Source organism: Bacillus cereus group sp. N11 (assembly GCF_016483605.1).
In the GTDB taxonomy this organism is placed as follows: Bacteria; Bacillota; Bacilli; order Bacillales; family Bacillaceae_G; genus Bacillus_A; species Bacillus_A toyonensis.
The window spans coordinates 11,705-24,702 of sequence record NZ_JAEHBN010000030.1; the positions used below are offsets into that span (position 1 = coordinate 11,705).

A 12,998-nucleotide genomic window follows, 5' to 3' on the forward strand; every position below is an offset into this window, starting at 1 on the left:
AAGTAATCTGCTAGTATACCAAATTTCATTTTTCATCATATATAACCTCAAACTAAACTTTATAAAGGTCTTACTTAATTACGATTATATATTTCCATACAAATATATATAAAATATAGAAGGAGCGGTGGTATAAATGATTTTTTGCAAGTCAAAAAAAGATTGTTATTCATGAACAGGAAAAATGGCAAGCTTTTAAGTTTTTGAGGGGACTGTCTTTCTTTTCTTACGATTGGCTCTACTAGAAATTGATACGCCAATTACCCATACGAAGAGTTAAAGACTATTGGAATTCATTTTCGGTAAACTATTATTACATTTGGAGGTAGAATATGCTAAAACGTCGAGCTAGGTTTAAAAAACTGATAACCTTGTCCTTATCAGTGGGTATGTTGTTTACTATGCTTCCAACAGCATCTGCTACTGCAATTAAAAAGAAGTACTCCATTAATAATGTATCTGACAATCAAACCTATAAGACTATAGGTAAAATTACTAAGGTTACGAAAGAAGGAAATAATGTATACTTTGACTTAGAAACAGGAGAAAAAATAAAAATTAATTTTCTGAAAAATAATGTTTTTCGATTGCATTTGGACCCAAAGGGTGTTTTTGAAGAATATCCAACTCCAAATAAACCTGAGCATGAGACGAAAATTATCGACAAAAATGTTAGCGATTACAAAAAGGAATATGGAGCAATTGACATTAAGGTCGATGAAAGGGATAACAATGTCTATAAAATATCTACTAAAGCTTTAGAGTTAAGGGTGGATAAAGCTACTTCAAAGATGAGCCTGTACGATAAAAAAAGAGCAAAGACTCTTTGGAGTGAAAGTGAACCGCTAAAACATTCGAGCGGAAGTACTGTTCAAACCCTCGATACAAAAGAAAGTGAATATTTTTATGGTGGAGGTCAACAGAATGGGTTTTATGCCCATAAGAATAATTCCATAAATATTGCAGTCGGGGGAGGTTGGGATGCAGGAGCTGCATCAAGTCCAGTCCCATTCTATTTAAGCACTGAGGGCTACGGAGTCATGCGAAATACTTTTAAGCCGGGTATTTATGATTTTACGAAAACGTCTACCTTTACTCACAATGAAGACAGATTTGATGCTTATTATTTTGTAGATGACTCCATTCCAAACATCATTAACGACTATACAGAATTAACTGGGAAACCGGCCCTTATGCCAAAATCTGGTTTCTATTTAGGTCATGCTGATTGTTTTAATGGAACTCATAATGGTCATAAGGACCAACGAACACTCCTAACTAATGGATTAAATACAGTAAATCAATATGTAGATAATGATATGCCTTTAGGATGGATATTACCAAATGACGGCTATGGATGCGGATATGGCGGATTAAATAATTTGGAGCAATTTGTCGATAAAGCAAATGACCAGAAAGTAGAGGTAGGTTTATGGACACAAAGCAATCTTTATCCAGATCCTAATTTACCTGGAGATAGTCCGTTACGTAGAGATCTTGATGGGGAAGTAAAAGCAGGTGTAAGAGCAATAAAGACGGATGTTGCATGGGTTTGGGAAGGATATTCCATGGCCTTAAATGCCACACGACAAGCAGCAGAAGGAATTCAAAAAGCAGAGAATTCAGGTGGCGCACGTCCATTTGTTATTTCGCTAGATGGGTGGGCTGGTACTCAGCGTTATGCTACATTATGGTCAGGCGACCAATATGGCGGTAATTGGGAGTACATAAGAATGCACATCCCTACTTACATTGGCGCAGGCTTATCAGGAAATCCAAACGTTGGTTCAGATATGGATGGTATATTTGGTGGAGATCCAAAAGTACAGACACGTGATTTTCAATGGAAAGCATTCACTCCTATCCAAATCGATATGGACGGCTGGGCATCAGGAGGTAATGATTACAGCAAGTCTAAAAATCCATGGAATTATGGTGAACCCTATGCATCGATTAATCGGATGTATTTAAAATTAAAGTCACAAATGATGCCTTATATCTACACGATTGCTGAGGAATCTACATCAAAATCGATGCCGATGGTTCGAGGGATGATGTTAGAATCTCCGAATGATCCGTATACGTATGGGACACAAACACAGTATCAGTATATGTGGGGGCCAAATCTATTAGTAGCACCAATATATGATGGGAACTCTAATGATGCTGAAGTAAGGAATGATATTTATCTTCCAGATAAAGATCAAGTTTGGATCGATTATTTTACAGGTGAGCAATATCAGGGAGGTTCAGTCCTTCATAATTTTAATGCTCCACTATGGAAAACTCCTGTATTTGTTAAGGCTGGTGCAATTATTCCAATGGCACCAGAAAATAATTCTATTAATGAATTAAATGGTTCGGAAAATAGAATATTTGATGTTTATCCATCAGGAGAATCAGAGTTTACCCTATATGAAGATGATGGTAAAACTGTTGAGTATAAGGAAAAGAAAAATACAACAACGAAAGTCACTTCAAAGGTAATCAAGGGAAAATCTGTTATAACTGTTGATACCGCAAAAGGAAAAGGCTATAAAGGTATGGTTAAAGACAGAGGCACTGAAGTAATTGTCAATACACGTGTAAATCCCAAGGATATAACGGTTAAGGTTGGAAATAAAGATGTTCCATTAAGAAAAGTTACAAATGAAGAGGAATATAAAAACTCAGAAAACGTGTACTTCTATAATGAACAGCCTAACTTGAACAAATATTCTACAAAAGGCTCACCATTTGAAAAGACTGACATTGTTACATCACCAAAGCTCTCTATTAAGGTAGGGAAAACAGATATCACGAAAAATAAAGTAACTTTTACAGTAGATGGATTCGATAATACTCAAAAGAAAGATGTAGTAGATACAGAAGTACCGACTATTCCATCAGGGCTTAAAGCTGATGAGGCAACCATAACAGATAGAGGTATTAAATTAGATTGGAACAAGGTTGATGGTTCGAATCCAACATATGATTTAATGATTGATGGTGTGGTTCATACAAATGTGTTTAAGTCAAGTGATAGTGGACAAGCACCATTCTATCTTCATACAGGTTTAACATCTGATACAGAACATTCTTATCGAGTAAGAGCAACGAATACAAAAGGATCATCAGGCTGGAGTGATGAGATCAAAATAAGAACAAAGCTTGACCGATACAGAAATGTCCCTAAGGATATGACTGCAAAAGCAGATAGTGAACAGCCGGGGGAAGAAGCATCTCTAGCTGTAGATGGAAAGGATGAAACAATGTGGCATACTGCATGGGGAGATACGGGCAATAAACTGCCACATACCTTTGAGATTGATATGAAGTTAGCTTATGAATTAGATAAGCTTGAGTATATTCCAAGGTCAAATGCAGGAAATGGTACGATATTAAAATATAATTTAGACGTAAGTTTAGATGGAAAAACTTATAAAAATGTCATCACTGATGGAACATTTGAGAGAAATAACGATACGAAAGTCATTGATTTTCAGAAAAATATTACTGCAAGGTATATTAAGTTGACCATTACAAACTCTGTAGGTGGCTTTGGAAGTGCAATGGAATTCAGACCATACAAAAAGGATAAAACTGAAGGAATGGTTGTTGGTGAGAATATACCGAACGGAGTCATTGATGAAGGTGACCTGCTATTCTTTGCCAGCTATATGGGTGTCGATCAAACTGAAGCTTGGGAACAGGTTTCAAAGGTGGATATTAATTTCAATGGTGTAATCGACGCATACGATTTAATGTACGTAGCATCACAATTGGGTCAAAACCCACTTCAAGCAACAGGCAAACCGGTTTCCGGATTATTGGATATTAGACCTAGTAAACAGGAGTTAAAAGCGGGAGAGGAATTTTTAGTAGAAATAATCGGGGCAGGATTAAAAGATATTAATGCGTTCAACTTAGAACTAAAGCTAGATCCTAACAAATATGAATTAGTAAAAGAGTGTAAGCCTGATGGGACTTGCGGTGAAAATATTGTTTCAGCTTCCAATGAAACTGCTAATATGTTGAATTATTCCTTACTTGCGGGGATTGGAAAGCCTGAACAACGAATTATGGCTGCTTTTTCTAACAAGGGAACACAAAATACATTAGAAGGTACGAAGACATTAGCCACGATTAAGTTAAAGGCTAGAAAAGATCTTCAATTTGATATGCCGATAACGAGGTCCTTACTGATTAATACAGCCTTTGACACTATTGATAAAATAGGAGAGGTTTTAAGGCCTGGCCAAGAGCCTGGAGAGGTAGAAAAGCCACAAGAGCCAAAGGAACTACAATTATCGGATAAAGATATGACGGTTACTGGTGAAGGGGAAAAGATGCAGGGCGGTCAATCAGCTTTTGCCAACCTGATTGACGGTGAGATAAGTGAAAGTTCATTGGCGGAATTGAAATGGAGTCTCACTGGAAATGAAGGGATTTCACTACCGTTACCCGTGGATTTCAACTTTACTAAACCACAAGAATTGACTAAATTTATCGTTTATAATCGCCCGCAATACACGAACGGCAAAATTAAAACACTAAGTGCCAAAGTATATACTGAATCTGGGAAAGAGTACGATCTAGGTGCAAAAAGTGTTAAATTCGACGATAAATCAGTAACTTTCGATTTAACAGAGGCTGCTATACCTACTGGAACTAAATTTACAAAGCTATCGATTAACTTTGAGGAATCGCACAGTGGGCCTCTTATGTTGTCTGTTGCAGAGGCAGAAGTCTTTGTAAAGAATCCTGCTTAGGTAGAGAAATAAACATAAACATCTCTTATTACCTTAGTGGTGTTAGGGTTAACCCGTTAACCCTAACACCACAATCTTTATTATGATTGGGGAGAAAATTAAGATGTATATGAAAAAGATGCTGTCGAACTCCCTTATCTGAAAATTATATGTTTTTTAACTTGTTGGGTTGACCCTACATTCTAAAGTGGTATAATGGAATTACTTACAATATTCAGATTATTCTCATAGCGTGAAATCTATGAGCTTTTCTTCCGTCTAACTTGTACCATCAACCCAATGTTAGAAAGAGCGTGGAATGGGTTTTTTGAAGAAAACTCACCTTCCAAATTACATCAATTTTTTCAAGAAATGCGCAGTTACACTTGAATAATCATGGTGTTGTTGGCGCAGGATTGCTAGTATTCGAAAGAATTTAAAGAGGAGTGGCCGGATATGTTTACATTCAGTGAAGAAAAATTAGTACCATTAGGTGCCCAAATCACAACCGCAGAAATAAAGCAGCAGCCTGATCTATGGGCTGAAACCTTAGCATTGTATACGGATAGAAGCAGTGAGATTGAAAACTTTTTACTAAAAATATCAATGAAACACGAACGGGTTCGCGTTATTTTTACCGGTGCTGGAACATCTGCCTATGTCGGGGATCTCGTTACCCCATACCTAAAAGAAAAAGTGGATGAAAAACAGTGGGAATTACTGAGCATTCCGACAACCACCTTGGTATCCAATCCTTATCAATTCCTAAAAGCGGATTTTCCAACCTTACTCGTTTCGTTTGCAAGAAGCGGTAACAGTCCGGAAAGTGTTGCTGCCGTCCAATTAACGGAGCAAATTGTGACCGATTTGTATCATCTAACAATTACTTGTAATAAGGATGGGCAATTGGCCAAGCGAGCAGCAGGGGATGAAAATAATTTATTGCTTTTGATGCCTGGAAAATCGAATGATCAAGGATTCGCGATGACGGGAAGTTATACGTGCATGGCACTATCGACTTTGCTCGTTTTTGATTCTAAGTCCCTGGAAGAAAAATCGGCCATTGTAAAAATGATTCAGCAAATGGGTGAAAGTGTCATTCAAAGGGAAGACGTCATTCAAGCGATTATCGATCGTGATTTTGACCGCATTATTTACTTAGGATCTGGTAGCTTAGAAGGTTTAACGAGAGAAGCGCAATTAAAATTATTAGAACTGACAGCTGGAAAAATAGTCACTGCCTTTGATTCACCGTTAGGCTTCCGGCATGGTCCTAAATCATTTGTGAATGAAAAGTCCGTGGTTTTTGTGTTTGTTTCCAACCAACCTTATACACGTCAATACGATTTAGATATGTTAAAAGAAATGCAGCTAGAAAACATTGCTAGCTATATATGTGCCATCGAGGTTGACGGAGAAACCAATTATGATGGGAACACATTTAGTTTCGACAGGGAGGCCCAATCTATACCAGATGCTTACCTGGCCTTACCTTTTGTCATGGTTGGCCAGACAGTTTCATTGCTGGCTTCGATAAAGGTTGGCAATTCACCAGATACCCCATCGCCCACAGGAACAGTGAATCGTGTCGTTAAAGGGGTAACTATCTATGAATACCAGTAATTTGGGTAGGGAGAGCAGCGAGCCAATGTTTATCTTTGCCGATCAGTTTTTTCTTGAGGGGAAGGTCGTAGGACCTGGCTTTTTAGAAATAAAAGATGGGAAATTTGGTGTTTTTTCCGAAAACCAGTCTGATGAAGCGGCAGAAATCATTGATTACGCGGGGTATTGGATTGCACCTGGTTTAGTAGATACACATATTCATGGATTTCAAAATCATGATGTTATGGACAATGATTTTCAAGGATTGAATGAGATATCTGAAGGACTTCTTTCTTGCGGAGTTACTTCGTTTTTGCCGACAACCTTAACCTCTTCAACAGAAACGTTGAATCACGTAACTGAAATGATTGGTACCAATTATACGAAAGTCAGGGGAGCCAAAATTAAAGGCATTTTTTTAGAAGGGCCATTTTTTACCGAAAAACATAAAGGAGCACAAAATACGAAATATTTTTGTGACCCATCCGTTGAAAAGTTGAAAGCTTGGCAGAGATTATCCAATGATTCTATTAAAAAAATTGCAATTGCACCAGAAAGAAAAGGTACAACGGAATTTATTGAATATGCTGTGGGTAAAGACATAGCTGTAGCGTTAGCTCACAGTGATGCAACTTATGAAGAAGCAAAGCAAGCGGTTGAGAGAGGGGCTTCGATTTTTGTTCATACGTTCAATGGAATGAGCCCGCTGCACCATCGTGAGCCAGGGATGGCCGGCGCTGCTATGAATCTAAAAGATGTTTTTGCGGAAATCATTTGTGACAGACATCATGTTCATCCTGCAGCTGCCAATATTTTAATGAATGCACGCGGAAGAGATCAAACCGTTTTGGTCACTGATTGTATGATGGCTGGAGGAATGCCGGAAGGAACCTATCAGCTTGGAGAATATGCTGTAGAGGTGATAGGTGGTGCCGCTCGTATCGAGGGTGGTAGTTTAGCAGGCAGTGTTTTACAGCTGAAAGATGCAGTGAAAAATGTCGTTGATTGGGGGATTGCCACCCCAGAGGAAGCGATCTATATGGCGAGTACCGCACCTGCTAGAAGTATTGGGATGGATGGGGAATGCGGGAAAATTGCTAAGGGTTATGATGCTGACTTTATTGTGTTGAATCCTGAACTAGAATTGATGGCGACGTACCTTGATGGTGCTTGTCGTTACCATTTACGGAAAGAGGAAGTGCGATGATTTGAGCTGTCACGATGAATCTATTCGTTGATATTTTCTTTCATTGAACTATTTGCTTTATGATCTGCTTTTTACATTATTCCATTCGATTTATTTGGGAATAACTCTAGATAACCCATCACCATCTGGTATGGTAAACCGGGTTGTTAAAGGAGTAAAAATATATCTATTCCATCCATTATATTTATAGGGGGTAACATCATGCCGAATATTTTGCTAACAAGAATCGATAACCGATTGGTTCATGGTCAAGTAGGAGTTACATGGGTTAATCATTTAGGAGCTAATTTAATTGTAGTCGCAAATGATGAAGTGTCTGAAGATGAGGTACAACAGGATTTAATGGAAATGGTTGTCCCGGGGTCAATCGGAATTCGCTTTTTCTCAATCCAGACTACCATTGATGTGATTCACAATGCAGCAGATGAACAGCATATCTTTTTAGTTGTAAAAACACCACAAGATGCGCTGCGACTTGTAGAGGGCGGTGTACCAATTGACAAGGTGAATATTGGAAATATGCATTTTTCTCAAGGGAAAACACAATTATTCTCCACCGTGTCTGTTGATGCAGATGATAAAGAGTCATTTAGGAAGCTTCGTGACTTGGGAGCGAAACTTGAGGTACGCCGTGTTCCAGATGAAAGACCAGATGATATTTATAAACACTTATAGAAAGAAGTGAGAATGAATGGATAATCACATGCTGCTTCAAGCTTTATTAGTTGCCATATGGGCTGGAATTGCAGGAATAGACCTGTTTAATGGATTGTTTCACATTCACCGTCCAATTGTAACCGGTGTCATTATTGGTTTGATTTTTGGGGATGTAACAACAGGGGCTATGACAGGTGCTGCTATGGAATTAGTGTGGGCCGGTATGGTGCCGCTCGCTGGGGCACAGCCGCCAAATGTTGTTATTGGGGGAATAATCGGAACATCGTTTGCGATTTTGACAGGACAAGAGCCAACAGTGGCAATCGGTATTGCTGTTCCGTTTGCAGTTGCAGTTCAGGCATGTATAACTCTCATGTTTACTGCTTTTTCTCCGGTCATGCACAAGGCTGACCAATATGCACAAGAGGCTAACACAAAGGGAATTGAACGGATTAATTATTTTGGGATTCTTACATTATTTATATTCTATTTTGTTATTGCTTTTTTACCAATTTATTTTGGCGCAGAAAGTGCTAAAGCGGTCGTAGAGGTTTTACCAAAATGGCTTATTAGTGGCCTTGGTGTTGCTGGGGGAATGATGGCCGCAATTGGCTTTGCGATGCTATTGAAAATTATGTTAAAAAAACAATACGTTGCCTTTTTAATCGTCGGATTTATTTTAGTCACATATATGAAAATGCCAGTTATTGCTGTTGCTTTAATTGGGATTGCCATCGCGCTATACGATTATTTCAAAGTGAATTCTGGTGATGGATCAGTAAGGGGAGGGGCAAAACGTGGAATCTAAACAAGTAGAAACGATAATGGATCATACGAGCAGTCCGGAATATTATCAAGACGTTGCCACAGAAAAGGTTTTAACTAAAAAAGATTTAAACAAGATGGTATGGCGATCACTTTTACTTCAAGCGTCATTTAACTATGAAAGAATGCAGGCCGCAGGATGGTTATATTCGATTTTGCCAGGATTGAAAAAGATTCACAAAAATAAGCATGATTTAAGTGAATCGATGAAAAGTCATATGGAATTCTTCAACACGCATCCATTCCTTGTAAACATTATTATGGGGATTGTCCTTGCGATGGAGGAAAAGAAACAAAATCGAAATATGATTAGATCTATTCGAGTAGCCATGATGGGACCGCTTGGTGGAATTGGTGATGCCCTATTCTGGCTGACCCTCCTTCCCATTTGTGTTGGTATAGGTGCTTCACTTGGGCAAGATGGAAACCCTATGGGGGCAGTGGTCTTTCTATTAATTTTTAACACAGTTCATTTTGCTCTTAGATTTGGGTTAATGCATTACGGCTATAGTGCCGGAACAAATGCTATCAGTTCTTTAAAGGAAAATACTAAAAAAGTAGCACATGCAGCATCTATTGTTGGAGTAACAGTTGTTGGCGCATTGATTGCCTCATTCGTAAAGTTAGAATCAAGTCTAGTGATCCATGCTGGTAAGGCAAAAATTGCTTTGCAAAAGGATTTACTCGATAAACTCGTACCAAACTTATTACCTTTGGCATACACTTTATTAATGTACTATCTATTAAAAAAGGGATTTTCTCCAGTTAAGCTAATTATCATTACTGTTATCATCGGTATTATTGGTAAAATTCCATTTCCATTTGGAACAATTTTATAATATTTAGCATGTTAGGAGGATTTTTAATATGAATGGTTTGATTATTAGCGGTCATGGATCGTTTGCAACTGGTCTTCAATCTTCGGTAAAACTAATTGTTGGAGATCAACCCAATGTGGAATACGTGGATTTTCTTGAATGCGATTCAACATGTGACCTTGAGAAAAAGTTACTTGCGGCTTTTTCAAGATTACAAAAATGTGAATCTATCTTAGTCTTATGTGATTTAGTTGGTGGCTCTCCATTTAAAACGGCGGTTTCGCTTACGAATGGGAAGGAAGGTTTTGCTGTAGTTGGCGGAACAAATCTTGCTATGGTCATCGAAACTATTTTACTTAAGGACGGACTTCAAACCGATGGATTAAGAGATTTAGCCATCAATACTGGTAAAGAAGCGATCAAAGGTTTTCAAAAGTCGGAACGTCCAAGATGCAAAGAGTCTAGCATATAATAAAAACAATAAAAAATCTATAAGTCTAATAATTGTGACTCCCACGCCGCGATAAGGAATATGATAGAACGGAACTACAACTGAATATTGTAAGGGTAGCTAGGTTTCGGTATTATTTTTTTAAAATTCAAACATTTAATACGGACGGATTCGACCGCATTAAATGTTTTATTATTGCTGGGTTAATCCTATAAGTTGCAACGATATAATAGAATTACTTAAAACAATCTAACTATTATTCTTGTCATCTAGTTTCTACGAGTTTTTCTTTCATTTTAACTTGTACCAACAACCCGATATTATGATTCGTTTTTTAGAAGGAAAACTCGTCTTACTAATTACATCAATTTTTTAAAACAGATGAGTAGGTACACTAGAAGAAATAGAGGTGCAGGAACATGAAAATGGCAATAGGCGACGGGACACAGACTACAGTGGACATCATTTCAAAAACAGGGGAATTGCTCAAGCGTGTGGAAGGAATTGCGACACCTGAGGAAGTCTACCATATGGCAAGTACAGCACCCGCGAAAAGTATGGGCATCGATGGGAATTGCGGTATGATTGCGAACGGTTATGATACCGATTTTATCTTCTTAATACCGGAGCTCGAATTAACTGCCACGTATCCTGATCCTGATGGGGTTTGGCAGTTTCAAACTGAAAATTTAATAGTGAAAGAGGGAGTGCAATGATTTTAGCTGTCACCATGAATCCATCCGTTGATATTTCCTATCCAATTCAAAATTTTAAGCTAGATGATGTAAATCGTGTGGGAAATGTTCGTAAAACCGCCGGCGGAAAAGGTTTAAACGTCGCCCGGGTTGTCAAGCAGATGGGTGAAGACGTTTTAGCTACAGGTGTAATAGGTGGGACTATTGGGGATTGCATTATTCAAGAATTGATGAAAAGTGATATCAGGAATCATTTTTATAAAATCAATCAAGAATCAAGAAACTGTATCGCGATCCTCCATGATGGTAAGCAGACAGAAATCCTCGAATCCGGGCCAATTTTATCTGTGGAAGAAGGAGCAGCCTTTTTAGAAAAATATCGGGAACTGCTGTCTGAAGTTTCTCTTGTTACTATTTCGGGTAGTTTGCCAAAAGGACTTGGGTCTGGATTTTACCGTCAGATGGTCGAAATCGGCCGGGAAAAGGGAGTTCCCGTGATTGTTGATACATCAGGGGAGCCGCTCCGACAGGTTTTGAACCATAATGTAAAACCCTTTGCAATCAAGCCGAATATCTCAGAACTGTTCCAGCTTCTTGGCATGGAAGTGGAGGAGAGCACAAGCAGCTTGAAGCAACTGTTAACCAATAAATTATTTCATGGGATTGAATGGATTGTCGTTTCGATGGGAGCGGCAGGTGCTTTTTTCAAGCATGGTGGAGATTATTTCAGGGTTATCATTCCTGCTATAAAGGTCGTGAATCCTGTTGGCTCGGGTGATGCCACCGTTGCGGGATTAGCGGTTGCCTTAAAACGAAAACAATCCGTTCCAGACATCCTGAAAACTGCGATGACGGCGGGAATACTCAATACGATGGAAGAGGGAACAGGTTATATTGATCCAGAGAAGTTCAATCAATTTTTTGAAATGGTAGAAGTTATTAAAATAGATTAATAGAGGTGATTGCAGATGTTAGAATTAACGAATAATAAATTAGCGGCTCTCAAGCGTTTGTCGGATGAAAATGGAATTATTGGGGCTTTGGCAATCGATCAACGCGGTTCATTAAAGAAAATGATTGCAGCTGGAAGTGAGAATAATGTCGGGGATGAGGGCATCATTCGCTTCAAAGAATTGGTTTCTGAAGAGTTAACACCATATGCAACGTCGATTCTATTGGATCCGGAATATGGTCTGCCAGCTTCAAAAGTCCGTCATTCGGAAAGCGGGTTATTGGTGGCGTATGAAAAAACAGGCTATGATGCAACAGCCAAGGGCCGATTGCCTGATTTATTGCCAGAGTGGTCCGTTAGACGCCTGAAGGAAGCTGGAGCAGATGCGGTTAAATTTTTACTATACTATGATGTAGATGAAGATGAAATAATTAATGACTATAAGCACGTTTATATGGAACGAGTTGGATCTGAGTGTGCGGAAGAAGACATTCCGTTCTTCCTTGAAATAGTGTCTTACGATGCAAAAAATGATGATGTGAAAAGCATGGAGTATGCCAAAGTGAAGCCCCATAAGGTTATTGAGGCCATGAGGGAATTCTCTAAACCACAATACAAGGTGGACGTTTTAAAGGTAGAAGTTCCAGTAGATATGCAGTTTGTAGAGGGTTACGCAGAAGGCGAGACAGCCTACAGCAAGGAACAAGCCGCTGCGTATTTCAAAGAGCAAAGTGAGGCAACAGATCTGCCGTTTATCTTTTTAAGCGCTGGCGTAAGTGCAGAATTGTTCCAAGAAACCTTGAAGTTTGCGAAAAAATCTGGCTCAACTTTCAATGGTGTCCTCTGCGGCCGGGCAACATGGAAAAATGGCGTCGCTCAATTTGCTGAAAATAGTGAACAAGCCGGACGTGCTTGGTTACAAGAAACCGGCAAAAAAAATATCCAAGAACTAAATATTGTCTTGAAAGAGACAGCAAGCCCGTGGTTTGTAAAAATCTCAGGGTAAGGAATCGAGGTAAGAAAGTGTGGGGAGGGTTCTTTTAAAAGTCGTTTTTACTGGA

At 38.8% G+C, this 12,998-nt stretch carries 10 protein-coding genes; all 10 read left to right on the forward strand.

Annotated features, from left to right (window positions below):
• Positions 1-389 precede the first annotated feature (389 nt).
• The 10 genes from JDS98_RS28365 (at position 390) to lacD (ending at position 12,943) form a co-directional block, all read left to right on the forward strand.
• Positions 390-4,751, forward strand: a complete 4,362-nt coding sequence (locus JDS98_RS28365; RefSeq protein ID WP_242480998.1) for a discoidin domain-containing protein — start codon at positions 390-392, stop codon at positions 4,749-4,751.
• Between the two features lie 435 nt (positions 4,752-5,186).
• Positions 5,187-6,353: an AgaS family sugar isomerase gene (locus tag JDS98_RS28370; RefSeq protein ID WP_199634560.1), complete on the forward strand. Its 1,167-nt coding sequence runs from the start codon at positions 5,187-5,189 to the stop codon at positions 6,351-6,353.
• A complete protein-coding gene (gene nagA / locus JDS98_RS28375) occupies positions 6,340-7,539 on the forward strand; it encodes an N-acetylglucosamine-6-phosphate deacetylase (RefSeq protein WP_242480996.1) in 1,200 nt (399 codons plus the stop codon). The genes JDS98_RS28370 and nagA overlap by 14 nt, the downstream gene beginning before the upstream one ends.
• A 201-nt stretch (positions 7,540-7,740) precedes the next feature.
• Positions 7,741-8,214, forward strand: coding sequence for a PTS N-acetylgalactosamine transporter subunit IIB (gene agaV, locus JDS98_RS28380; RefSeq protein ID WP_002116766.1), 474 nt, complete (start codon positions 7,741-7,743; stop codon positions 8,212-8,214).
• A 16-nt stretch (positions 8,215-8,230) separates the two neighbouring features.
• Positions 8,231-9,004, forward strand: a complete 774-nt coding sequence (gene agaW, locus JDS98_RS28385) for a PTS N-acetylgalactosamine transporter subunit IIC (protein WP_199634561.1) — start codon at positions 8,231-8,233, stop codon at positions 9,002-9,004.
• Between the two features lie 16 nt (positions 9,005-9,020).
• Positions 9,021-9,860 (forward strand): PTS system mannose/fructose/sorbose family transporter subunit IID, encoded by an 840-nt coding sequence (locus tag JDS98_RS28390; protein WP_097904115.1) that lies wholly within the window; start codon positions 9,021-9,023, stop codon positions 9,858-9,860.
• Between the two features lie 28 nt (positions 9,861-9,888).
• The gene (gene agaF / locus JDS98_RS28395; protein ID WP_199634562.1) at positions 9,889-10,311 is read left to right on the forward strand and encodes a PTS galactosamine/N-acetylgalactosamine transporter subunit IIA; all 423 of its coding nucleotides are present in this window, start codon (positions 9,889-9,891) and stop codon (positions 10,309-10,311) included.
• 404 nt (positions 10,312-10,715) lie between these two features.
• Positions 10,716-11,006: an amidohydrolase family protein gene (locus JDS98_RS30520; protein WP_199634579.1), complete on the forward strand. Its 291-nt coding sequence runs from the start codon at positions 10,716-10,718 to the stop codon at positions 11,004-11,006.
• Entirely contained in the window at positions 11,003-11,938 is a 936-nt protein-coding gene (lacC, locus tag JDS98_RS28405; RefSeq protein WP_199634563.1) for a tagatose-6-phosphate kinase, read from the forward strand. The genes JDS98_RS30520 and lacC overlap by 4 nt, the downstream gene beginning before the upstream one ends.
• Before the next feature lie 15 nt (positions 11,939-11,953).
• Entirely contained in the window at positions 11,954-12,943 is a 990-nt protein-coding gene (lacD, locus tag JDS98_RS28410; RefSeq protein WP_199634564.1) for a tagatose-bisphosphate aldolase, read from the forward strand.
• Positions 12,944-12,998 lie beyond the last annotated feature (55 nt).

What these genes read in the sequence shown, in the direction of transcription:
- JDS98_RS28365 (WP_242480998.1), top strand. Translation starts at nt 390, where the DNA reads ATGTTGTTTACTATGCTTCCAACAGCATCTGCTACTGCAATTAAAAAG.
- JDS98_RS28370 (WP_199634560.1), top strand. Translation starts at nt 5,187, where the DNA reads ATGTTTACATTCAGTGAAGAAAAATTAGTACCATTAGGTGCCCAAATC.
- nagA (WP_242480996.1), top strand. Translation starts at nt 6,340, where the DNA reads ATGAATACCAGTAATTTGGGTAGGGAGAGCAGCGAGCCAATGTTTATC.
- agaV (WP_002116766.1), top strand. Translation starts at nt 7,741, where the DNA reads ATGCCGAATATTTTGCTAACAAGAATCGATAACCGATTGGTTCATGGT.
- agaW (WP_199634561.1), top strand. Translation starts at nt 8,231, where the DNA reads ATGGATAATCACATGCTGCTTCAAGCTTTATTAGTTGCCATATGGGCT.
- JDS98_RS28390 (WP_097904115.1), top strand. Translation starts at nt 9,021, where the DNA reads ATGGATCATACGAGCAGTCCGGAATATTATCAAGACGTTGCCACAGAA.
- agaF (WP_199634562.1), top strand. Translation starts at nt 9,889, where the DNA reads ATGAATGGTTTGATTATTAGCGGTCATGGATCGTTTGCAACTGGTCTT.
- JDS98_RS30520 (WP_199634579.1), top strand. Translation starts at nt 10,716, where the DNA reads ATGGCAATAGGCGACGGGACACAGACTACAGTGGACATCATTTCAAAA.
- lacC (WP_199634563.1), top strand. Translation starts at nt 11,003, where the DNA reads ATGATTTTAGCTGTCACCATGAATCCATCCGTTGATATTTCCTATCCA.
- lacD (WP_199634564.1), top strand. Translation starts at nt 11,954, where the DNA reads ATGTTAGAATTAACGAATAATAAATTAGCGGCTCTCAAGCGTTTGTCG.